The sequence below is a fragment of the Rheinheimera hassiensis genome, from assembly GCF_022436675.1.
In the GTDB taxonomy this organism is placed as follows: domain Bacteria; phylum Pseudomonadota; class Gammaproteobacteria; order Enterobacterales; family Alteromonadaceae; genus Alishewanella; species Alishewanella hassiensis.
The window spans coordinates 378,973-402,940 of record NZ_JAKUJZ010000001.1; the positions used below are offsets into that span (position 1 = coordinate 378,973).

General features: G+C 50.1%; 13 protein-coding genes. 5 read left to right on the top strand and 8 right to left on the bottom strand.

Annotated elements, in window-relative coordinates:
* The first annotated feature begins 6 nt into the window (after positions 1–6).
* The gene (locus MJX74_RS01700; RefSeq protein ID WP_240220323.1) at positions 7–711 is read left to right on the top strand and encodes a 2OG-Fe(II) oxygenase; all 705 of its coding nucleotides are present in this window, start codon (positions 7–9) and stop codon (positions 709–711) included.
* A gap of 34 nt (positions 712–745) precedes the next feature.
* Here MJX74_RS01700 and MJX74_RS01705 read toward each other — a convergent pair whose 3' ends face one another.
* A complete protein-coding gene (locus MJX74_RS01705) occupies positions 746–2,869 on the bottom strand; it encodes a TonB-dependent receptor family protein (RefSeq protein ID WP_240220325.1) in 2,124 nt (707 codons plus the stop codon).
* Positions 2,870–3,173: 304 nt separating this feature from the next.
* Between MJX74_RS01705 and MJX74_RS01710 the strand changes: the two genes are divergently transcribed.
* On the top strand, positions 3,174–5,507 hold the full coding sequence (locus MJX74_RS01710; RefSeq protein ID WP_240220327.1) for a TonB-dependent receptor domain-containing protein: 2,334 nt from the start codon (positions 3,174–3,176) through the stop codon (positions 5,505–5,507).
* Positions 5,508–5,552: 45 nt separating this feature from the next.
* On the opposite strand, the gene MJX74_RS01715 is transcribed toward MJX74_RS01710, so the two are convergent.
* Positions 5,553–6,008: a GNAT family N-acetyltransferase gene (locus MJX74_RS01715; RefSeq protein WP_240220328.1), complete on the bottom strand. Its 456-nt coding sequence runs from the start codon at positions 6,006–6,008 to the stop codon at positions 5,553–5,555.
* A gap of 196 nt (positions 6,009–6,204) precedes the next feature.
* On the opposite strand from MJX74_RS01715, the gene MJX74_RS01720 reads away from it, so the two are divergent.
* A complete protein-coding gene (locus MJX74_RS01720) occupies positions 6,205–8,208 on the top strand; it encodes a PhoX family protein (RefSeq protein WP_240220330.1) in 2,004 nt (667 codons plus the stop codon).
* 15 nt (positions 8,209–8,223) lie between these two features.
* Here MJX74_RS01720 and MJX74_RS01725 read toward each other — a convergent pair whose 3' ends face one another.
* The 4 genes from MJX74_RS01725 to MJX74_RS01740 form a co-directional block, all read right to left on the bottom strand.
* Positions 8,224–10,650 (bottom strand): putative bifunctional diguanylate cyclase/phosphodiesterase, encoded by a 2,427-nt coding sequence (locus MJX74_RS01725; protein WP_240220332.1) that lies wholly within the window; start codon positions 10,648–10,650, stop codon positions 8,224–8,226.
* Between the two features lie 4 nt (positions 10,651–10,654).
* Entirely contained in the window at positions 10,655–11,833 is a 1,179-nt protein-coding gene (locus tag MJX74_RS01730; RefSeq protein ID WP_240220334.1) for a hypothetical protein, read from the bottom strand.
* Positions 11,826–12,242, bottom strand: coding sequence for a type 2 periplasmic-binding domain-containing protein (locus MJX74_RS01735; protein ID WP_240220336.1), 417 nt, complete (start codon positions 12,240–12,242; stop codon positions 11,826–11,828). Before MJX74_RS01735 ends, MJX74_RS01730 begins: the two co-directional genes overlap by 8 nt.
* Positions 12,243–12,405: 163 nt before the next feature.
* Entirely contained in the window at positions 12,406–13,671 is a 1,266-nt protein-coding gene (locus tag MJX74_RS01740) for a DEAD/DEAH box helicase (protein ID WP_240220338.1), read from the bottom strand.
* Positions 13,672–13,927: 256 nt separating this feature from the next.
* Between MJX74_RS01740 and MJX74_RS01745 the strand changes: the two genes are divergently transcribed.
* On the top strand, positions 13,928–14,653 hold the full coding sequence (locus MJX74_RS01745) for a substrate-binding periplasmic protein (RefSeq protein WP_240220339.1): 726 nt from the start codon (positions 13,928–13,930) through the stop codon (positions 14,651–14,653).
* Positions 14,654–14,742: 89 nt separating this feature from the next.
* On the opposite strand, the gene pulA is transcribed toward MJX74_RS01745, so the two are convergent.
* A complete protein-coding gene (gene pulA, locus MJX74_RS01750) occupies positions 14,743–18,729 on the bottom strand; it encodes a pullulanase-type alpha-1,6-glucosidase (protein WP_240220340.1) in 3,987 nt (1,328 codons plus the stop codon).
* 21 nt (positions 18,730–18,750) lie between these two features.
* Positions 18,751–21,639 carry a TonB-dependent receptor gene (locus MJX74_RS01755; protein ID WP_240220341.1) on the bottom strand — a complete coding sequence of 963 codons (2,889 nt, stop codon included), beginning with the start codon at positions 21,637–21,639 and terminating at the stop codon, positions 18,751–18,753.
* A gap of 393 nt (positions 21,640–22,032) precedes the next feature.
* Between MJX74_RS01755 and MJX74_RS01760 the strand changes: the two genes are divergently transcribed.
* Complete coding sequence (locus MJX74_RS01760) at positions 22,033–23,931, top strand: glycoside hydrolase family 13 protein (protein WP_240220342.1); 1,899 nt, start codon at positions 22,033–22,035, stop codon at positions 23,929–23,931.
* Positions 23,932–23,968: the final 37 nt, after the last annotated feature.

Genomic DNA, 23,968 nt, shown 5'->3' on the forward strand with positions numbered 1-23,968 from the left:
AACCCGATGACCGATTTTATAGAGGTGTACGATAATGCGTTAAGCTGCGAGTTTTGCCAACAGCTGATTAAGGTGTTTGACCAAAGCCCGCATACCACGGCTGGCCGCACCGGCGCCGGCGTTGATACCAGCAAAAAAATCAGTACAGATTTATATCTGTATCAGTATGCCGAGTACCAGCCGCTACTAAAAGTAATCTGGGAAGCGACAACACGCTACGCCTGTGAATATTTTAAAAAATACCACTTTGCCCTGATTGGCCCGATGGGTTTAACCATAGCGCACCCGAAAACCGGCCGGCCCACCGCCATTACGCATGACAATTTTGCCGAACTGGGTGAGGCCAAAACACTGGATTTTATGCGCGCGCTGTTTCGTCTGGGTAATATTCAGGCACAGAAGTATCAGGCTGGCATTGGCAATTACGGTTACTGGCACAGTGAAGTGTATCCCCAGCAAGGCAGTACCGAGCCATTACACCGTACCTTATTATTTATGTTTTATTTAAATGATGTGGCCGAGGGCGGCCAGACCGAGTTTTATTACCAGAACAGAAGTATTTCACCCAAAGCCGGCAGTATGGTAATAGCACCGGCGTACTTTACCCATACCCACCGCGGCTGTGTGCCGGTATCAAACGACAAGTACATTTTAACCAGTTGGATCCTGTTTAACAGCGCCGAGCAAATATACGGCCCGCCGCAGCGTTAAAAAAAGCCCTTACGGGCTTTTTTATTCAGCCGGTTTAAAAATCTAACCGGTAACCTACTGATAAAGTGCGGGGTTTACCTGGTTGAATACCTCCGTTACCACGGTTGGCAACATAGGTTTTATCCAACAGGTTGTCGACATTAAAGTACAGCTGCTGTTTTTCAGCCAACTGGTATTTTGCCGATAAATCTACCACAGTGCGGCCGTCTATCGCGTTCAGATCCTGGGCTGCCAGGCTGGCATGAGCGGCAGATACATAGCTTATGCGGCTGTGTAGTGCAAACAACTCGCCTTCCAGCCCCAGCTGCAGACTAAACTGATTTTGCGGCACATAAGGCATCTTGTCGCCGCGGCTTACTTCGCCCCAAATCCCGCTGTTAAAATCAGAGCGGAATTCACTGTCAGTATAGGTGTAGCTAACTTTTACCGGTAGTTTAAAGCCGTTTTGCAGAGCAAAATCACGCTGGCTGCTTAGCTCAATACCACTAACTTTTACTTCACCAAAATTGTACTGATCGCCAATATTGTCGGGGTTGCACCCGATGCTGGCAGCACAGTTACCGTGCATATTGTCGTAGCCCGACTGAAATAAAATAACCTCGTTGCGGCTTTGGGCGAAGTTAAACCGCGCACCTACTTCAACGTTGATACTTTCTTCTTCTTTTTGCTCAGCGTTGGCTGGCGCTGCCGGTGCAAAGCCTTTTTGCACACCTGCCAGCAATACCACAGCATCAGTTAACCGGTAGGTTGCCCCCAATGACGGCAGCACAATAGAGCCGCCGGCTTTGCTTACCGTTGAGACACCAGCGCGATCCGGTGCCCGGTTCCAGTTTTCATTTTTAGTGTCAATATCTTCATAGCGTAAACCACCGCTTAGTACCAAATTGCCCATGGTCCACTCGTCATGCACAAACAAGGCTATGGCATCGGCAGAGGCCTCACGGTTGTCTTGCGTGCCCGGTACACCGGCGCTGGTTAGGGTCATGCTCAGGTCTTGCTGCAGGCGGTATACGTCATCCCACTGAAAGCGGCTTTCTTCATCCTGGTGAAAACGGCCGCCAAATGTCAGTTGATGTGCCGCTATAGGCAGAGTGTATTCGGCCTGAATGCCCTTGGATTCATAATCGCGGTTATTCGCGCGCACACTGACATTAATGCCTTCGGCTGTCGGGTTGGCTTCAAATGCGGAGTACGCGGCTAAATTAGCCGGACTAACCTGATTGGCCTTGTACCAGTTGCGGCTGAATTCGTTTAAATACACCGTGGTGCTAAATTTTGCGCCATTAGCCAGATCATATTGGTAGCTTAACTGATAACCTTTATGCTCGGTGTCCATCACATCTTTTTGTGACGCAGCATAACGGCGATAAGGCGATGTCCGGTAATCCGCATCAGTTAACCCGGCGTAGGTTTCATCTGAAGTTTCATCGGCATAACTTAGCTTTAACTGCAGTTTGTGCGCATTATTCGCACCAAAACGACCGGCAAATTTAGCCAGCAAGTCGGTTTTTTCAAAACCGGTGTCTGCACCATTAGGTAAGTCCTTAAAACCATCAGCACCGTAGTGATAACCTTCAATGACCGCGCCTAAGTTTTCCCGCTCGCCGCCGACAAAACCGTGCAGCTTACGAAAGCCATCTTCGCCCAGTGCGGCGTCAATCCGCCCGGCCAGATCTGCCTGCGGAATACTGCGGGACACCAGGTTGAGCACTCCACCGGTGGTGCGCGGGCCATACTTAACCGAAGACGAACCTTTGATAATCTCTACCGCTTCCAACCGGCCGGTAGTCGGAAAATAATAAGCGGCGGGCGCAACATAAGGTGCCGGGGCAATTAGCACACCGTCTTCCATCACCGTTATTTTGTCATTGCGGCCGGTGCCAGTGCCGCGCATACCTATGTTAGGGCGCAAACCGTAACCGTCCTCTTCCTGTACATAAACCCCTGGCGTGCTGCCCAGCACGCGGGAAATATCGGTGTAGCTAAACACATCCAGTTCTTGTTGCGAGATATAGCTGGCCGAACCGGGAATATCATTTACCGCCTGCGCAGAACCAATAATGCTGACGCGTTCAATGGTATTCAGCGTGGTTTCTGCCGCTGCAGAGAACGTTGATACCACCGCTACCGAGAGCAGGCTCAGTGATAACTTGTGCATAAAAACTCCGTTTATTAACAAATAAGCTTTAATGCGCGCAATTAGAACACAGTAAAAAACACGAATCAATCTCATTTGATCTACGGTTTTAAAGGCGTTGCAGCCTGTTTCATTAATCAATTTTTAAGTTAATTAATGGTAACCAAAACAACCCTAGATATAACGGCGGCCCCTCAAACACACAAAGCGGAATATAATGATTGATCTCACTAATGATAATAATTATCATTCGCCACATTATTTACAAAAATTTACGTTCCAGCCCGGCATACATGCCTGAATAACACTGTTAAAGGAGTTAAAAATGTTGTTTCGCCCCACTACTCTGGCTTGCGCCATGGCCGCTGTTTTTTCGCTACCGTCAGCCCAGGCTGAACTCGCGGCGGCTGCGCCGGATTACAATATGGAAGTTATCGTGGTTACTGCGTCGGGCTATGAGCAAAAGCTGGTGGACGCTCCCGCCAGTGTCTCTGTTGTGACACGTGAAGATTTGCAACGTAAACCCTTTACCAGCCTGGCTGATGCATTGCGTGATATTGAAGGTATAGATGTTGGCGCCGGTCAGGATAAAAACGGCAATATAAGTATTACTATGCGGGGTCTTCCTGCAGATTACACATTGGTTCTAATTGATGGCCGTCGCCAAAGTGATATTGGCGATATAGGCCCTAATAATTTTGGCAATAGCCAGTTTATGTATATGCCGCCGCTGGAAGCTATTGAACGTATCGAAGTTGTGCGCGGCCCAATGTCTACTCTCTATGGCGCTGACGCTATTGGTGGTGTAATCAATATTATTACCCGCAAAGAACTGGACAATATACATGGCAGTTTTACTGTCAGCAGCAACCTGCAACAAGACAGCCAATATGGCGATGATAAAAAAGCTGATTTTTATTTAACCGGTCCAACCGGAGCAAAAGGTTTAACATATGCTTTGCGTGGTAGCATTTATGACCGCGACCAAAGTGAACCAACTTACAGCGAAAACTTACCATTACCTGATGGCTCAACCTGGGTGGATGAAGGCAGTTTTGGTGATAAAAAGATTGTTGCCGCCAAAAACTGGAACCTTGGCGCCACGCTAAATTATGCGGTAAACGAGCAACATCACATCAGCTTTGAATATGATATTGCCAAACAACGTTACGATAACACCGAAGGTCAAACAGGGACCTTAGATAGCTCAGCAAGCCTGTGGCGGGTAAATGGTGCCGGCACTATTCAGCCCCGTGTAGGTTATACACCTTATCAGCGGGTGGAACGGGAGCAATTTGTTCTGGCTCATGTCGGCCGTTTTGATTTTGGTACTTTAACCAGTAGCCTTACACAGAGCCGTAGTGAAAATTTTGGCCGTTCTTTACCGCTTACAGTAGAAGAGCGTAGCGAACTGCAACAGATCTGGAATCAGGAAATTATTAATCAGGGCACTGCCAGACCTGTACTAACTGATGATTTAAGTGCTCAGCTAACTGCCCAATTTCTGCCTCGCCCATCAAGAACACTGCAAATAGACAACCTGATATTCGATACTAAAATAGAATCACAGTATCAAGATCACTACTTCGTGGTTGGCGGACAATACTTAGATTCTGAGATGGAGGATGGTGTATTTGGGATGTATGGCGATGGTTTCCGCGATGGTACCAGCCAGAAACATCGTCAGGTAGCGGTATTTGCCGAAGACAGCTGGGAATTTCACCCACAATTTACTGCTACTGCCGGTGGTCGTTATGATGATCACAATATCTTTGGCGGTCAGTTCAGCCCTCGCGTATACCTGAACTACCGGCCAACAGAGCAATGGACAGTGAAAGGTGGCATCAGTACTGGTTATAAAGCCCCCAAACCAAATCAGTTATTTCCAGGCATCACCGGCTTTGGTGGTCAAGGAGTAAGCCCCTTTGTTGGCACACCAGATCTACAGCCAGAAACCAGTATCAACTATGAATTAGCAGCTTATTATAACGGCGATGCATTCAGCGGTAACATCACGCTGTTCTACAATGATTTTAAAGACAAAATTATAAATCAGGATAATTTGCCAAACTGTGAAACCTCTGCTGCAGGTGTGCCTTGTGTTGATATAGGCCCAGGTTGGGCAGAGCTTGGCTATAATCAGTTCACTCAAGCTGCAAACGTAGACAAATCAGAAACCCGCGGTGTAGAACTAGCTGCTAAATATGAGTTTACTGATGCAATTAGCCTCAATGCTAATTACACCTACACAGACAGCGAAGTAAAAAGTGGCCGCGACGCGGGCTTACCCTTAGTAAGCACACCAGAACATATGCTGAATGCCACTTTAAACTGGCAAGTGTTGGATGCATTGAGTTTACAATTGATCAGTGAAGTACGGGGTGAACGTTTCCGTGGTACGGCCAATATAAGTGGTCCAACCGGGCCGGAAACTATCAAGCAGTTCTATAAGGCATATGAACTGTTTCACTTAGGCGCCAGATATCAGTACTCAGAGCAGCTAAGCTTTAGCGCCCGCATTAACAACTTACTAGACGACGATCTTTCCAGTCGTACCTGCCTGCTGGCAGAAACAGAGGATACTTATAGCTGTACTGCTGATTACAACACTACCGAAAAAGCACGTAGCCTGTGGGTTTCACTCAGCTACCGCTTTTAACCATCACTAATAGCAAAAGCCGCATTCGTTGCGGCTTTTTGTTTTTTACTGCACTGGCTTTATCATCTTCAGGTGCGGGATATCGTCTTCCAAGTAAGGTTCACTGGCCGGTTTAAAGCCCAGATCATGATAAAACTGCTGCAGGTAGCACTGGGCGGAGATATGAATATCAGTATCCGGCCACAACTCGGTTGCCACGCTGAGAGTTTTCTCTACCAATACCTGGCCCAAGCCTAAACGGCGAGCCGTTTGTGACACGCATACCCGGCCAATGCCCGGAAAACCATCAAAACTGACGCCCGGCGCCAGTACCCGCGAATAGGCTATTACCTTATCGCCTTTTTTCAGAATAACGTGGCGGGTTTGTGCATGTAAGTCTTTGTCATCCAACTCCGGGTAAGGGCAATTTTGCTCTACCACAAACACATCTACCCTTAACTGCAACAAACTATATAGCGTGTATGTGTCCAATTCACCGAAGGTTAGTACCTGCCACTGCATTTATTCCCGCTCCCTGACGACGTAAAACCGTACTATACCAGAGGAAAAAGCCTTACGCCCACACAGAAACCACAGCGCTGCCATCGCCTTGTAATAACAGCATCACAAAACTGCTATTTAACTGTAACAACACTGACATTAAGCATGGCTTTAATAGCACAAACCTCTAAAGCGCTTATTTATGGAGCCTACAACAATGTCAGACAGTAAAACCGTCGTATCGATCGATAACTCGGGTGTTGACCCGCAAACTAACTTTTCGCTTAACCCTACTTTTGCTGCCATTGTTGACAGCCGTATGGCGCGACGCAAATTTCTTAAAGGCAGTGTCGGTGCTGCTGTTGCCGCTTTTATTGGCGGCTCACTGGTAGGCTGTAGTAGCAATGACGGTGACCCGGTAGCCGTACCTCCGGAAACCGCAGTGCCACTGCTTGGCTTTACTGCTATTACCACCAGCCGCGCTGATGCCATTACCGTACCGCAAGGTTATAGTGCTCAGGCATTTTTGCCCTGGGGTACGCCGTTAAATGGCAGCTATCCGGAATATCTGGATGATGGCAGCAACAGTGGCAGCGATCAGGAACAACAGGTTGGTATGCACCATGACGGTATGCACTTCTTTCCTATTGATGAGCGTAGCGCCGGCGAAAACTCAACAGAGGGTTTGCTGGTATTTAACCATGAATATATCGACAACAACCTGATCCACACCAACGGCATTACCACAGTACCGCGGCTGGCCGACGAAGTGCGTAAAGAGGTTGCAGCTCACGGTGTATCTGTAGCGCATATTCAGCAGCAGGCTGATGGCAGCTGGGCATTGGTAAATAACAGCCCGTTTAACCGCCGTATTACCGGTGCCACTCCGATGGAGCTGGCAGGCCCGGTGCGCGGCAGTGCAAAAGTGGTAACCAAATACAGCCAGGATGGCAGCCGTACCCGCGGCACACTGAATAACTGCGGCAACGGTTTTACGCCCTGGGGCACTTATTTAACCTGTGAAGAAAACTGGGCTGGTTACTTTGTAAATACCGATGCCCAACAACCGCGCGAACATAGCCGTTATGGCGTGTCGTCATCTAATGGCCGTTATTTTTGGGAAACTGCCACGCCAGCTGCCGATGTGTATCAGCGTTTTAATGCCAGCACTACCGGTGCTGAAGCGAAAGACGATTACCGCAACGAGCCAAATACTTTTGGCTGGATAGTAGAAATTGATCCGTTTAACCCCGACAGCGCGCCGCAAAAGCGCACGGCACTGGGTCGCTTTGGCCATGAAGGTGTAATTTTCGGCAAACTGGAAGAAGGCCAGCCGGTGGTAGTTTACTCCGGCGACGACTCTACCTTTGAATATATCTACAAATTTGTCTCTACAGCGCCTTATTACAAAAACACCGCCGGTGGCCATTTACTTAATGACGGTATTTTATATGTCGCCCGCTTTAACGAAGATGGCAGCGGTGAATGGTTACCACTGGATGTCAACAACGCTGACTTTATTACTAAAACCACAGCCGCCGGCGTTACTTTTGCCGATCAGGCTGATGTGCTGCTAAACACCCGCCTGGCTGCTGATGTTGCCGGTGCGACCAAAATGGACCGGCCAGAATGGGGCGCAGTACACCCAGAAACCGGCGAAGTATATTTTACCCTGACCAACAATACCCGCCGTACCGATGCTCAGGTTGACGCGGCTAACCCGCGGGCTAACAATACCACCGGCCATATTATCCGCTGGAATGAGCGCGAAACGCAGGCCGCTACAGCTTTTGATTGGGATATTTTCCTGCTGGCCGGTGACGTAGGCACCCAAACGCCAGATACCGAGCTGGAGCTTACCGCAGACAACCATCTGGCCAGCCCCGATGGCTTGTGGTTTGCACCCAACGGTCTGTTGTGGATCCAAACCGATATGAGCGGCTCTCAGCAAAGTGATGGCCCTTACGGCAACAACCAGATGCTGGCCGCCGATCCGGTTACCCGCGAAGTAAAACGCTTTTTAGTTGGCCCGACAGACTGTGAAGTTACCGGCGTGACTATGACTCCGGATTTGAAAACCATGTTTGTCAATATTCAGCACCCCGGCGATCGTTCAGCACCAGGTGAATTTACCAGCCACTGGCCAGATGGCGGCAGCAGCCGGCCACGCTCGGCTACCGTTATTATTACTAAAGACGATGGCGGCACAATAGGTAGTTAATGTGGCATAACACGGTCAGCGCAGTAACTGCGCTGGCCATTTATGTTGTGTAACCTCTTGGACAAACGCTTTGAGCTGAGCCTGTGAAAGCGGCCTTGAGAAGTAAAAGCCCTGCACCAAATCACAATGATGCTGCTGTAATAACTGCAGCTGCTGGTAGTTTTCTACGCCTTCTGCCACTACCTGCAGGCCCAGCTTTTGCACCATGGCAATGGTAGACGCAATAATCTGATAGTCTGACGGGTTATCCAGCATACCGAGCACAAAACTCTTATCAATTTTAATAGTGTCTACCGGCATACGTTTGAGGTAATTCAACGATGAATAACCCGTACCAAAATCGTCGATAGCAAAACTAAACCCCAGCGCTTTTAGCTGATGCATAATATCCAGCGTCTGGCTGACGTGGCTAACTAAGGTGCTTTCGGTCAGCTCCAGCTCAAACTGCTGCCCACTAACGTTATATTGCTGCATTAACTGGCGAAACCGCTCTGGTAACCCTGGCTGTAAAAACTGATCAGCAGACAGGTTAAGCGCAATAACCACATGCGGCAACCCCATGTCAGCCAGTTCATTGCTTAGCTGGCAGCAACGCTCAAACACCCAGTAACCCACATCTACAATAAGCTGCGCTTGTTCCAGCACACTGATAAACTCATCCGGCCCTACCTGGCCACGTACCGGATGATGCCAGCGCAGCAAAGCCTCAAACCCGGCCAGTTGGCCGTTGCGTAAATTTACTTTTGGCTGCAGGCTTAACGAAAACTGCTGCAGGGTTATAGCCTGGCGCAGTTCAGCCTCAAGCAGCAGCCGGTTAGCCAGATCGCTCGACATTTGCTCATTAAATACATAGTAGCAATTGCGGCCATTACTTTTGGCCTGATACATAGCCAGGTCGGCCCGGCGAATTAATTCTTCCTCTGCCAGCTCCGGTTCGGCAGTAAAGCTAATGCCAATACTGGCACTAAGCGACACCGCGCCCTGCCCTTGTAAAAACGGCTGATCAAACACCGCCAGCACCCGCCAGGCCATAAGCTCGGCCTGTTGCGGATCACTGATATTCGGCATAACCAGCGCAAACTCGTCGCCACCAAAACGGCATACCACTTCGCCATTGACGCACAGGCTTTGCAGCCGCTGTGCGGTTTCAATTAGCAATAAGTCACCGGTAGCGTGACTACGGCTATTGTTAATGGTTTTAAATTTATCCAGATCCAGAAACAGCAAACCAACATAACCGCTATGCAACGGCAAACCGGCCAATGCAACCCGCAGTTGTTGTTGCAGCAAATTGCGGTTAGCCAGGCCGGTCAGCGGATCAAACATGGCAACCTGTTGCAGTGCCGTGGTTTTGTCGGCCAGCCGCTGATCCAGATGCTCCAGCTCATAGCTCAGGTTAAGTACCGACTGGCTAAACGTACTGAGTTCATCCTGTAGCAACCCTACGGGCAATTGGCTGGCATGGCGAAATTCGTGATACCGCCGCTGGGCTAGCAAGGGTAAAGCACTTGCCAGCTGTAAAATACGGCTGCTGATACGGCGGGTAATAAATAAAATCAGTACCAGCACAGCAACAAAGCATCCCGCCGCCACCGATAAAATTTGCTGCTGATAGCGCTTTTTGTCCTGCATCGCGCTGCTAACATCTTCAACCATGAGCAGTTGATACGACATAGCGTTGTCAGGGTCCAGCGGGATTAAATGCAGGTAATAACTTAAATCAGCTACCGCAATAATAATGCCGTCGCTACGCACTGAGCCTACCTCAACATCATCTGGCAACTGCTGATATAGCGTGCGTATCAGCTGCCGGTTAGATGCCTGCAGCAGCCGGAATTGCTGCCTTATGGTCTGGCCGGGCTGGTAACTGAGCAAAGCCACTTCAGTACCCAGTGTCTGGTGCAGGTTAAACAGCACCTCTGTCAGCTCTGTAACCATTAGCACTACTGCCACCTCACCATCGGCATTTAGCAACGGCAAGGTCAGTAGCTTGTAGCATTGTTCGTCACAGCGGATCATAGCTTGCGGGCTTTGCTGGCGCAGAGTCTGTTGTAAAATATCATCGCTGTGTTCGGATAACTGCGGGCTGCTTTGATACAACACCTGCTGTGCAGGGCCGAACAACACCAGTTGGCGCAGCGCAAAGTTAAGCTGTAGTGACTCAATCTGGCCTGGCAACATAGCCGCAAATGGCGCGAAACTGTCGCGGCCGGTTACCTGCTGTAACTCGGCAAAGCTTTGCATCCAGGTTAATAATTGCTGGTCTACCGAGCGGTTATACAGCTGAAAATACTGCTGGCCCTGAACCTTACGCAGCGCCTGCTGCCGGTTAAACTGATCATTCATATGCAGTAGCGACAAGCTGGTAAACCAGGCCAGTAACAGTAGCAACATGCTGAGCATTAGCAGCAGTATTTTCCATGACAGGCTCATATAACGCATCAGATTAGAACCTGTACGTCAGTTGTAAAGCATACAGCTGCCAGTATTTATGCCGGTTTGTAACCACATCAGGCAATATCACCGGCGACAACCGACCAGCCCCCTCAACCCAGTGAATTTCTGCACTTAGCCTTAAGCTGCGGCTAATATCATAACTTAGCCCGCCGGCCACCGATTGCTGATAGCCAAAATAGGCCGGTACAGTGCCACCGCTATTTTCACTTAACTGTTGCCCACGCCGGTCATCTTTATTTGCCACGGAATAATCCAGCATGGCAAACCAGCGCAACTGAGGTGACTGGCGGTACTGCGCCATGATATAGCCGCCTTGCCCTAGTTGGTCCTGGCGGAATAGTGGTGAGAAAAAACCGTCAACCTGCAACCGCTCTTGTTGTATTTCGCTGGAAAACTCCCATTTTTCCAGTTGATAGCGCATATTCAGCATCACCCGGCTTACGCTAAAGTCTGACGCATAGAAAGGCTCAGTTTCACTGGCGCGGTAACTGAACTTGGAGTCCAGCAACACCATACCAAAACTGAAACGGCTAAGATCTGGCTGCCAGTAAAGGCTGGCCTGATGGTCAAAATCCATTTTCAGCTTGCCGCTAATCGCATTGCCCAGCAACAGCTCACTTTGCTGCGCTGATACCGGCGTTGTGCCGATACTCCAGTTAAAGGTGAAATCACCCAGGCTATTGTAATGCCGCGCTTGCAACGCCGCACCGTCACTGCCTACTGCAATATCGCGAAAGGCATCAAAATATACTGACTGCGGCAAGACAATAGAAGGCCGGGTAAAAGGCACATCACGGGTGCTGGAATACAGCCAATGTTGGTTCTTTATCCGCCCCAGATACAAGTTTGCCTGCAGGTCGGCACTATTATGGAAATACCAGTCCAGAAACAAATAGTCCAGCCGCAGGCCAGACGGATAGCGGTTACCACCATCCAGATAGACCAATTGCCCGGAGATATGCCAGGCAGGTGCAACACGTAAACGGCTGTTCAGGCCAAGCTCGGTCAGCTCGGCGGATGTATCACCACTGCTATTCACAAAACCACTGCCCGGCGCCTTAATAAGGCCCTGGGCAATAAAGCCGTTCCAATCAATATCGGCAGCTGATGCCGGTGAAAGCCACAAGGCAAGCAAAGCTGCGGCTACGGCGTTAGCGGTATTATTCAATGCGTAACTCCTTTACTGCCGGGTCGGCCTGATACTGCTCAACATAGCCAATACTGCCAGGCGTAGTGCGTAATAACTGCAGCATATGTGCTTGATCTGCTGCCAGTTGTGGCCGGCTGGCGGTGCCGGAAAAGCTCTGTCTGTCCCAGATGTTTGCTAACTGATACGGAAACAGCCGCAGCTGTTCACGGCTAAAACGTTGATGCTCGGGACTGTTGTCGGGTAACACCACAACATAAATAGGAGAGCCATCCGGCCATTGAATTTGCCGCATGGTAAAAATACTGCGCAGTTGTGCCTGGGTCAGTTTATCCAGTGGGACACTGTTATTTACCACGACAGTACTTGCGGCTGCACTTTTAAAGGCGCAACACGACAATACTATGGCCAACAAGGCCAACCACCTCATTGCCTAACCACACTGAAAATAGCTATAAACCGGGTATATGCTCTGATCACTGCAATCTGCTTTTAATAGAAAAGTGCCGGTTAAAATAACAAGCACTCAAGGAAATATCATTCTAGCACAGCAGGTTACACCTTGCCGCGGGCAAAATGTAACTGATTAAAGATTATTTTGCTCTGTTAGCTGGCCGGGCTGGTGCACGTTGGCCATCGCGGTGCTCTGGCTTGGGCGCTTTAGGTTTCTTTGGAGAGTACGGCTTGGCATTAAGTTTAGACTGCGGCAATGCATTTACCGGCGCAAAACCGTCCAGCACCTGGCGCGGTAACTCCTGCTTAATTAAACGCTCAATACCGGCCAGTTCTTTGCTTTCATCAGCGCATACCAGCGATACAGCATGGCCTGCGGCGCCAGCACGGCCCGTGCGGCCAATACGATGCACATAATCTTCAGCAACATTCGGCAGTTCAAAGTTAACAACCTGTGGTAGCTGGTCAATATCCAGGCCACGGGCCGCAATATCGGTAGCCACCAGAGCGCGGATCTCGCCCTTTTTAAAATCGGCTAATGCTTTGGTGCGGGCATTCTGGCTTTTATTGCCATGAATAGGCGCAGCATTAATACCGGCGTTTTCCAGATGCAGGCTGAGTTTATTCGCCATATGCTTGGTTTTAGTAAAAATAAGCACTTGCTGCCAGTTATTGTCGTTAATCAGCTTGGTGACTAAAGCCGCTTTACGGTTTTTATCTACCGGGTAAATAACTTGCTCAACCCGCTCTGCGGTAGTGTTGGCCGGGCTGACAGAAACCTCCAGCGGGTCATTTACCAGGCCTTTGGCCAGTTTACGGATATCATCCGAAAAGGTAGCTGAGAACAACAGGTTCTGGCGTTTTTTTGGCAGCAGCGCCAGCACTTTTTTTATGTCATTAATAAAGCCCATGTCCAGCATGCGGTCGGCTTCGTCCAGCACCAGCACTTCCAGCTGGGTGAAACGCACGGCATTTTGCTGATATAAATCCAGCAGACGGCCTGGTGTCGCCACCAAAATATCTACGCCACGGCGCAGCGCCATCATTTGCGGGTTAATTTTTACCCCACCAAATACCACAGTGCTGCGCAGTGGCAGGTACTTGCCATACACCGCTACGCTTTCTGCTACCTGGGCTGCCAGTTCGCGCGTTGGCGTTAAAATAAGCGCCCGCACCTGGTTAGGTTGCACCTTCCTGCCATTAGCAGCGCCGTCGGTCAGCAATTGCAGCAGCGGCAGGGTAAAGCCGGCGGTTTTACCGGTACCGGTTTGTGCCGCAGCCATTAGGTCACGGCCGCCAAGCACCGCAGGAATAGCCTGCAGCTGAATAGGAGAAGGAGTGGTATAGCCCTTGTCGGCAATGGCTTTAAGCAGCGCTGCCGACAGGTTTAAATCAGTAAATTGCATGCGATATCCCGCAGTTAATGCTGCGAAAAAAGTCTGCCGCAGCTGCAGTTGCCTCCCAAACGGAGGGGCGCGCAGCTTACAGCAAAAGCCCTGTCAGCGCGAGGAGTATCCGTTATTCATTTACCGTAGCGACAACTAGTTGTTCCGGTTTTGATACTGGCGCAACCGGTGTAGCTTGGTTAAGCTGACTATATAATAGTTAACGAATGTAAGGTGCTAAACCTGTGGGTTTAACACTTGCAGCGCCGGAGCAGGCATGAGGTTATGGACCACAGTTATTCTGTTCTACTGCTGCCCGGCACTGTCATGCCAATGGCCCGAACTGACATTTTTAGTCGGTGTAAACAAACCGCCTTATATTGAAGTGGCAACACAAACCGGCTATGAGCTGGAGTTGCTGCAGCAGGTGAGCCTGAAAATGCAGCGCTGCGCTGTATTTTTACATACACCTAATGGCCGGCTACTTGAACTGTTTAAGCAAGGCCAAGCCGATTTTGTTTCGCTACAGCGCACTGTGCCGGATGGCTTTAGCGCAACGCTGCCTTATATTCATTACGAAAATGTGCTGATTACCCGCACAGATCTGCAGCCTCCGGTCAATACATTGGCTGATTTAGCCGGTAAGCGGGTAATGGCATTTCAAAATGCGCACCTGTTTTTACCGCAAGACTACGCACAGCTGATCCCCCACTTTGCCAGTTATCAGGAAGTCGTCGATCAACAACAGCTACCCGCTATGCTGCTAAAAAACCGGGCTGATGTGCTGGTAATGGATAAAAATATTTTTGCCTACTACTACCAGCAAACCGCCCCCGGTGATACCCGCCTGCAGCAACTGCCGCTGTTTGGCATTAACAGCTATCACCTGCTGGGACAGGACAGCTGGCTGGTACAGCGTTTTAATCAGGCGTTGCTGGCATTTCAGCAAAGCCCGCAATACCGGCAGCTGCAGCTCAAGTACTTTCAGCAGGCGGATCAATAAAGCGGTGATGCTTGCGAGTGCATAAAAAAGCCGCAGCAAGCTGCGGCTAAACACCAGAGGAACCCGGCTAAAGCCGGGGTAAAACACCGTTAAAGTTTAGTAATAGTCATTACCGGTGCCTCCGAATTTGTGGCATTTACGCTAAAGCGGTAAGTGCCCACTTCGGTTACATCCAGCGATAGGTTGCCGCCGTTGGATTCAAGTGTTTTGCCCTGCCCCAGGACAAAAGCACCATTTTGCGACCCGTAGTTCACCGTAGCCCAGTTCGCATCAGCAAACTTAAACTCGTAGGGTTTAATCGTATTCAATGTCACATCGATACTATAAACATTGCCGCCAACATAGGTCATGGGGTCGTTATTTGACCACGTCGGTGTGTTCATATCACCTTTGAGGTACACCGTAACATCCACACCGTAAGGCGGTAACTCCTGCACGGTTAATACTGGTGCATCTTTATTCGTGGCATCCACTACAAACACATAGGTTGCCGTATTTACGATAGTAATCTGCAAATTAGCCCCACCGCGATTCAACGTTTTTGCTTGCCCCAGCGTTACGCTCTGGCCATCTGCGCCGGCGCCAAAATCTACTGTCGACCAATCCCCGGAGGCCAGTTTAAACTCGTAGTTGCCGGCGGCAATATCAATGGTTGCCATATAGATACCGTCACCTTCGTAGTTAAAGGCATCTACTTCACCCCAACCATTCATGTCGCCACGCACAAATACGGTGGTAGCTTCATACGGTGGAATATCGGGTGCACCAGTGGTGGCATCAGCCGCCAGGCCTGTACCCTGTGCGCCCTGTTGTTGTTTAACAAATACCGCTATGGTTTGTGCCGGTACGGTGAAAGTGCCCTCATCTGCGCCTTCGCTAAAGCTTGCCGTGCGCACCCGGGTATCTGCAGAAGCCTGCTGGATAGGGTGTAAGTCAAAACCGGCTGCGGTACGCACAGTATGCGATTGCTCTTCGGGCGTGCCGTTAACAACCACAACTAAAGCGTCCAGCATTGGGTCCAGATCGGTTAAACCCGCGCCGTCATCAATGCTCATCACTATTAAACCCTGCGTCTGGCTTTTACCGATATTATGAAAACCTACCCGGGCTATAACATCATCAGCGCTAACCAGCCGGAACAAGTTGCTACCAGCACGGATACTTAAAAACTCTTTAAATACATCGCTGGCAAAACGGATATCGTCTGCTGCCGGTTTGGCATTCGGGTTAGTCAGTATATTGCTGATGCGCTGCCAGTTAGCTTCGTTCTTTTCAAGTGGCGGTAAACCAATGGCAAAGTTGTTGGTTTGCATGCTGAAATCAACAAAGTTAAACCAGTCGCCGGAGTCGTAGCTATCACGGTCCATTGATTTTGAGCGCAGGAAATCATCACCCATTTGCAAGAATGGAATACCCTGGCTCATCAGCGGGATGGCAATAGCCATATTATGTACCCGCACCCGCTCGTCGATACTGACACTCGCCGCCAAGCCATACTGCAGTTGATCCCACAGGGTTTCATTATCGTGCTTGGACACGTAGTTAATAATATCGGCTGGTTTTTCGGCATAGCCTGCCGCCTGACCGTTCCAGGTATAACTGGATGCCGGGCCTGCAATACCCTGATAACTTTGCAGCACGTAGTCTTTTAACGTACCGGCCAGGCCAATGCGGATTAAATCCTGTTTACGCAGGTTCTCCTCTGTTGCTTCATTGCTAAACAGTACGGCATCACGCACTTCATCACGCAGCCTGTCGTTAAAGGTGCCGACGCCAGAGCCTGCCATATCCTGCTGCTTGGCTTGCACAAATAAGCGGTTGTCGGCTACTTCGCCAAAGTTCCAGCCTTCACCGTAAAAGTACACGTCAGGTGCCACGCTGCTTACTATGTCACGGGTCGCCAGAATGCTGTCTTTCGGGTGGTGGCCCATTACGTCAAAGCGGAAGTCGTTAAAACCAAAATCCCGTGCCAGAATCACCATTGAATCCTGCATAAATTTTTCGAACATACGATGCTCAGTAGCGGTGTTCTCGCAGCAGGTTGAACGCTCCATGGCGCCGCTAACCGGGTTATAGCGGTGGTAATAACCGGGCACGATTTTGTCAAACACTGAAGTGGTGTTCAGGCCGGAAGCACTGGTATGGTTGTACACTACGTCCAGCACGGTGCGCAGGCCAAGATCGTTCAGGGCTTTGTTCATCGCCCGTACTTCAGTAACACGCGCTACGCCATCCGGGTTAGAGGCATAGCTGCCCTCCGGGGCAATAAAGTGCTGCGGATCATAACCCCAGTTAAAGCCATCAATGCCGCGAATAGCCTGTACCAGTTCCTGTGCTTTCTCACCAAATGGTGAGTAGCCTTGCAACACTGACAACAAGGCGTCACCTGCGCTGGTGTTGCCACATACCGGCGCTGCTGCATTTAACTGACATAAACGGCCAACAGTCTCGGTTAGCTCAATACGGCGGCTGGCATCTTCATTAATATTGGCCTGATCGTTTAACGGCAGCAGGTGAAAGTGTGTTAAGCCGTTATCCGCCAATGATTTTAAGTGTTTTACCGGTTCAGAGTCTGTTTCGGTAAAGGCCAGATACTTACCACGGTTAGCCGCCGTTACGCTTTGATCTCGGATGGAAAAATCGCGTACGTGGCCTTCGTAAATCACAATGTCTTCCGGTTTAGCAACAGTAGGAACCGTGCGGTCATCCCAGCCAGCCGGTTTTAAGTCGTCATCGTCCAGGTTAACAAACTGACTGTAGCGGCCGTTGGTAGATACGCTCAGCGAATAAGGGTCAGTCGCTTCAGTGGTCTCTACCTTGCGGGTTTGCGGATGATAAACCGTGACCTCATAGCGGTAGAACTGACGGTCCAGTGCGCTACTGCCGGCATAGCTCCAGATCCCTGTTTCGCTGTCTGCTGTCATCGCATGGGTAGCAGTTAGGGTTTTGGTGGCATTGTATACTTTCAGGTTTACACTGCGTGCCGTTGGGGCCCACACTTTAGCGGTAATACTGCCACCTTCGTAAATAACCCCTAAACTGGCTTCATCAGCATCGTTATCCGCTTTGGTGTATAAATCATCCAGCACCTTTGCTGCCTGTATCCAGGTGGCATCCAGCAGCACGTTTTCGCTGTCGTAAGCGGCAAGTACCAGCTGGTTTTTCAGCATGGCTTTGGCTTCGTCCGCGGTAAAATCAACGCTAAATGCACTTTGCTCTGCCAGATGCGGCACTAATGCTTTTTGCTCGTCAGTTAAAGGTACCGGCGTTAACGACACGGCACTACCGGGTATTTTTTCATCAAAGTCTACTTCCAGGCTGGCATCTGCAGCGTGGTGCAGTTTTACCTCTGCCGCTGTTGCTGCTATCGCAGAGCTCCAGACAAAAGTATGTTGATCTAGCCAGTGTGCTGCCGCACCGGCAATGCTGACACCTAAAGACACCACCGGATACTGATACACATCAGGCTTAGCAGAGAAGGTCCAGTTCATGCGGGAGAAATCAGGCTCACCTTCCGGTTGCTGTTGCGTCAACGGCATTTTCATGTCGGCGTCGCTTAAGTCTTTTTCATCACCCTTGTGCACAATAAAGTTGCCGCAGGCGCCCTCGGTACCAGCATAGCCCGGTTTTATATTAAGCACCCAATAAGCACCATAGTTCACATCTACACCGTTGTGCACCAGGCCGCCTTCCCACGACGGCGCTACAGAAGATGCCTCATAGGCATCGCAGCTTTCATTATTCCAGGTGTGTAAAATCCAGTCAGTATAATTACCATCAGAGCGTTTGTAATACAGCACCGCCTGATTTGCCCCCGCCATTACTACAGGATCCGGGGCGTCAGGGTCATAACCAATAATACAGGACTCATTATTGGCACTGGGAAATGACGGCTTTTTACATTTTATCGGTGGCGGATCAATACAGGCCGTGCCTGCCGCATCGGGAATTTGCGGCACATTGCAGGTTAGTAATACTTCACCGGGTTTAGTTGAATCACCGCCGCCACAGGCAGCCAGCATATGAGCCGCCAGCGCCAGCGCGCTGAGCTTTAGCAGTTTTATTGTTGTAGTCATTATTCTTGCTCCAAAATCCGGTTAAAAGGTGTACACCGCGCCAAGGTAGAACTGGCGGCCAAAAAACTGGATAGTGCCGGTTTGCGCTTTGTCACCGAAGTAGCTTTTTGTCGGCTCGTCGGTCAGGTTATTCACCTGGAACAACACCTTGAAATTGTCGTTAATGTCGTATGACGTTTGCATATCGATCACCGTTTCACTGTCAAAGTTGGTGATTTGCTCATCTATACCCACTTGCGATGACACAAAAGGCGAGCGGTAGCGGGCGCTGACACGGGCGTCAAAGCCCTGATAGTTCCAGAATACTGTGCTGCTAAATACATCCTGCGACAGGCCTTCAAAGGTGGTTTCTATCGCAGCGCCGCCAAGGCTGTTAATCAGGCTGACTTCGCTTTCGGTATAAGAGTAACTGCCCTGCACACCAAGGCCGGACCACAGCTCTGGCAGAAAGTCGAACACCTTGGTAAAGGCCAGCTCAGCACCACGGATATAACCGCCCTCGCCGTTATTTACTGCGGTAGAGAAAGCGCCGTTAAAGGTTTCACGCGGAATGCCATCTTCGTCAACAATAACGCCTGGCACATCAAAACCTGCACCAGCGAAATCAAACTCCTGAATGGTAAAATCGTTCACAAATGACTTAATGTCTTTGTAAAACAAAGCAAAAGCGATGGCACCGGATGGAATGTAGTATTCATACGACAAATCGTACTGGGTTGCCTCAAACGGCCGTAAAAACGGGCTGTTGGAACTGTTGCCATTGATCTCACCATCATCGCTGATGGTAATAGAGGTGTTAGACGCCAACCGATTAATCGGCGGGCGCGACATCACTTTGGCAGCAGCAAAACGAATTTGTGAGTTGTCGGTAATGGCAAAGTTAAGGTTAAGCTGCGGCAACACATCGGTGTATTTTTCGCCCAACACGCCGGGCGCATAGCGGGTGTTTACCAGGCCGGCGTCATCGGTAATATTTTGCGCACCGCGCAGCGGGTCGCCATTTACATCGGCTAAGTCGGTAGCGCTTTGGTCGGTTTGCACTACACGCACACCAATATTACCGCTTAGCCCAATACCAAAAATTTCCGTGTCCAGGTTCGCCATCACATAACCGGCCAGCACATCTTCATATACTTCGCCGCTTTCCAGCATAGTCCAACCCGTATCGGGGCCGTTTGCTACTTGCTGCGACGGCAGGATACCGGCATTACCGGTGCCCCAGGTTTGCACAGGTTGCGGAATACCCTGAGGGAACCAGGCATTTAATGCTTTATCCAGATCTATCGCCAGGTAACTGGGGTAAGTGGCAAAGTCACCTTTAAAATTCACTACCTCTGCCATATCATCAGTTAAACGCAGCGGTGGCTGCGACGCTAAAAAGGCACCGTCGCTACCATATTCAAATACCGAGCGGTCATTTTTGTAGGTGCGCTCTGAGTAACGCACGCCGGCTTCCAGCGAGGCAATAACCGGCATATCCAGCACCCAGTTGGCATCAAAACGATAAGCGATGACTTCATCTTCGTTCAAATAAGGGTAAATGCCGTATTTGCTTACCATTACCTTATCAATGTCAGAAAATGCAGCCGCCTGATTAAAACCCACGCTTGGCAGGTTAAGGCCATTTAACAGGTAAGAAATTGATACATTGCTGTCCAGCACCGGCGTGGCAACAGTGGCATCTTCGGCAACCAGGCCCCACAACAAACCATTGCGAAAATCGCTTTTAGCGCTGGAGTGCGAAACGTCAACTGACAGATTTACTGTATCGGTAACATCCCAGTCGGCATTAATACCAAAGCTGCGAACTTCGTCGTAGTCGCGGTTGTCATCATTAACCAGCTCAACCCGGGTAAAGCTGCTGGAGGTGCGGTTAAAGGTGCCGCCAATAACCGAACTGTCGTTTAATACCGGGTTGCCCAACGCTGCTGTCGGGCCGCCAAACTTAACGCGAAAACCACGGGCAAAGGCTTCTTTTTCAAACTTTGATAAAAACGCATCTGCTTTTAGCGTAAAGGCATCATGTGGTGTCCATTCCAGCGCGGCCATATAGCCATCGCGGGTTTCTTCACCGCCGCGGTGCTGCAGCTCAAACCCTTCGCTGATATATTCATTTACGCCATCATCGTTAGTGTCTTTCTGGCCGTTATAGGCCAGGCCGGCAAACTGTGTGGCAACACTGGGCTGGTACAGCCGGGCATAGCCGGCAGCAAAACCCAGAGTGTCGCCAAGAAATTTACCCTGATACGACATACTGAAACGGTGGCCAAAATCGACGCCATCCGGCACTTCGTTGGCACGATCGTTATACATGCCGCGGGCATTTACGGTAAAGGTGTGTTGTTTTTCATTGCGCAGCGGGCTGGCGGTTTGCAGCTCTACCGTGCCGGCCACACCGCCTTCAATTAATGAAGCTTTTGGCGATTTATACACCGCAGCTGAATTAATCAGTTCCGACGGATACTGGTCAAACTCAATATTACGCTTGCCACTGGTAGACACCTGCTCACGGCCATTCAGGGTAGAAAACACAAAACCACCCGACATACCGCGAATATTAATCTCTGCTGCCTGGCCCCCGGTACGCACCGCTGAAATGCCCGGCAAGCGGGTCAGTGCATCGGCCATCGACACATCCGGCAAAGCGCCTAAATCATCTGCAGAAATGGTTTCCGATACGGTATCGCCAAAACGTTTGGCGTCCAGTGAGCGGAACAGGCTGCTGGCAAAGCCACGCACCTGAATAACCTCAACCGCATCTTCCGCTGCCGGCTGAGTATTGTTTTGCAACGTTGCCTGTTGATTTGCTGATTGCTGCGCCTGATCTGCTGTTTGTGCCACAGCAGAACACGCCAGACTCCCCACCCCTGCCATAGCAAGCGTGAGCAGACTAAGCTTGAACTTATTCATGCCCTGTATCCCCGTTTTATTTTTATGTTGTTTTTTTAAAGGTTGCGCGCTCCATGCGACCGGCATGAAAACCTGCAGCCTGTTGTTTCAGTGTTTATTTATTAACCGTTAAACAGTAACCCGCAATATGAATACGTATTCAGTCGTCCATCACGGTGCAAAAAGGCTAATGCTGTTCCCGCAGTCGCACCAAACTGGTATATAAAACACCATTCAGAGCACTGTCGATGTGCAGGAAAAACCACGAAAGCACAGTTTTGGTGCACGAATACGTATGCATAAACTTGTATGCCACCAGCTAAACGTTTACACATTGAACAGCTGGATAATTACCCCATAAGACAAATTAACAGGCACCCGGCAGGCCACCTGCCACATAAAAAGAGAGGCAACATGCTCAATATTAAACTGACACCGGTAATGGCCGGCTTGCTGGCGGCAGGTACACTGTTTTATGCCACTGCGGCAGCAGCTTTTTGTCCGCAAACTTCAGATGCCACACCGAAGGGCCCGATTGCCCTGAATGAACAGGGCGAATTTGTGCCCGGCTGGGCTAAAAGTGCGGTCTGGTATCAGGTATTTCCTGAGCGCTTCCGCGATGGCGACCCGGCCAACAACCCGACAGTAGCCGATATTGCCGGTGCTGATCCGGTAGAAGAGCCCAAAGTGTGGCAGGTACACCCCTGGGGCAGCGACTGGTATAAGTTACAACCTTACGAAGTTGCCAATGGCGAACCGGAACTGTGGAAACACTTGTTGCGCCGCCGCTATGGCGGTGACTTGCAAGGGGTGATCAGCAAGCTTGATTACATTAAAGATATGGGCTTTAACGCCATTTACCTGAACCCGGTATTCGATGCGCCTTCGCTGCATAAATACGACGGTGCCAGCTTTCACCATATCGACCCTAACTTTGGCCCGGACCCGGACGGCGACCGCGCGCTGATGGCGAAAGAAAACCCGCTGGATCCATCCAGCTGGGTATGGACCAAAGCCGACGAACTGGCATTGGAACTGATTAAACAGGCCAAACAGCGCGGCATCAGAGTCATTTTTGACGGCGTATTTAACCATATGGGTGCCAACAGTTTTGCTTTTCAACACCTGAAGCAGCACCAGCAAAACTCGCCTTATAAAGATTGGTTTACCGTAAACAGCTTTAAAGACGAAAAAGCCGGCACTGAATTTAGCTATGAAGGCTGGTTTGGTGTGCCGTCGCTGCCTGAATTTAAAGAAGATAAAAACGGCCTGGTGCAGGGCCCTCGCGATTATGTATTTGCCGCTACCGAGCGCTGGATGAACCCCAAAGGCAAAGGTGCCGAGTATGGTATCGATGGCTGGCGGCTGGATGTAGCCTTTTGTGTGGCGCACGGTTTCTGGAAAGACTGGCGCGGCCATGTAAAAACCCTTAACCCAGAGGCCTATATCACCGCAGAAATTGTTATGCCGCCGGAACTGGTAAAACCTTATCTGCAGGGTGATGAATTTGATGGCGAAATGAACTACAACTTTGCCTTTACCGCCGCTGAGTTTATGTTTAACCCGCCGCCACATAACATAAGCGCCACAGAATTTGATGCCAAACTGCGTGAGATGCGCGGTTTGTATCCTAAAGGCGTGGCGTATGTAACGCAAAACCTGTTTGGCAGCCATGACTCCAACCGGATTGGCTCGCACATTGTTAACCGCGGCATTGGTAACTTCCGTGATTGGGGCGGCTACTTTCAGTTATCACAGGTTGGCAGTAACCCGGATTACAAAGTACGTAAACCCAATGACGAAGAACTACGCCTGCAAAAGCTGTTTGTTATTTTTCAGATGACCTACGTTGGCGCGCCTATGGTGTATTACGGTGATGAAGTAGGCATGTGGGGCGCCAATGACCCGGATGATCGCAAACCGATGATCTGGGATGATATTAACTATGAAGATGAAGTAACTAATCCGGACGGCAGCAAACGCCCGGCCGATAAGGTTACCGTAAATAAAACATTGCAGCAGCATTACCGCAAGATGATCCAGTTACGTAACCGCCTGCCAGCATTACAACTGGGTGATTTCAGCACCCTGCTTACCGATAACGACAAAGCGCTGTATGGCTTTGAGCGCCGTTATCAGCAGCAACGGGTACGGGTTATTCTGAATAACAGCGATAAGCCGCAGCAAGTGACACTAAGCCGCGACCAGCTAAACTGGCAGGAGCAGATTGACCAACTGCCGGTAACGGTAAACGGCGATAAAATCCGCCTGACTATTCCGGCCAAATGGGGTGCAGTGCTGCTGGCGCAGTAACCGAAAAACAACAGCCACCTGCGAGGGTGGCTTTTGC

Excerpts from the sequence above, each read along its gene's own strand:
- MJX74_RS01700 (WP_240220323.1), top strand. The coding sequence starts at position 7 with ATGACCGATTTTATAGAGGTGTACGATAATGCGTTAAGCTGCGAGTTT.
- MJX74_RS01705 (WP_240220325.1), bottom strand. The coding sequence starts at position 2,869 with ATGCACAAGTTATCACTGAGCCTGCTCTCGGTAGCGGTGGTATCAACG.
- MJX74_RS01710 (WP_240220327.1), top strand. The coding sequence starts at position 3,174 with ATGTTGTTTCGCCCCACTACTCTGGCTTGCGCCATGGCCGCTGTTTTT.
- MJX74_RS01715 (WP_240220328.1), bottom strand. The coding sequence starts at position 6,008 with ATGCAGTGGCAGGTACTAACCTTCGGTGAATTGGACACATACACGCTA.
- MJX74_RS01720 (WP_240220330.1), top strand. The coding sequence starts at position 6,205 with ATGTCAGACAGTAAAACCGTCGTATCGATCGATAACTCGGGTGTTGAC.
- MJX74_RS01725 (WP_240220332.1), bottom strand. The coding sequence starts at position 10,650 with ATGCGTTATATGAGCCTGTCATGGAAAATACTGCTGCTAATGCTCAGC.
- MJX74_RS01735 (WP_240220336.1), bottom strand. The coding sequence starts at position 12,242 with ATGAGGTGGTTGGCCTTGTTGGCCATAGTATTGTCGTGTTGCGCCTTT.
- MJX74_RS01740 (WP_240220338.1), bottom strand. The coding sequence starts at position 13,671 with ATGCAATTTACTGATTTAAACCTGTCGGCAGCGCTGCTTAAAGCCATT.
- MJX74_RS01745 (WP_240220339.1), top strand. The coding sequence starts at position 13,928 with ATGAGGTTATGGACCACAGTTATTCTGTTCTACTGCTGCCCGGCACTG.
- pulA (WP_240220340.1), bottom strand. The coding sequence starts at position 18,729 with ATGACTACAACAATAAAACTGCTAAAGCTCAGCGCGCTGGCGCTGGCG.
- MJX74_RS01755 (WP_240220341.1), bottom strand. The coding sequence starts at position 21,639 with ATGAATAAGTTCAAGCTTAGTCTGCTCACGCTTGCTATGGCAGGGGTG.
- MJX74_RS01760 (WP_240220342.1), top strand. The coding sequence starts at position 22,033 with ATGCTCAATATTAAACTGACACCGGTAATGGCCGGCTTGCTGGCGGCA.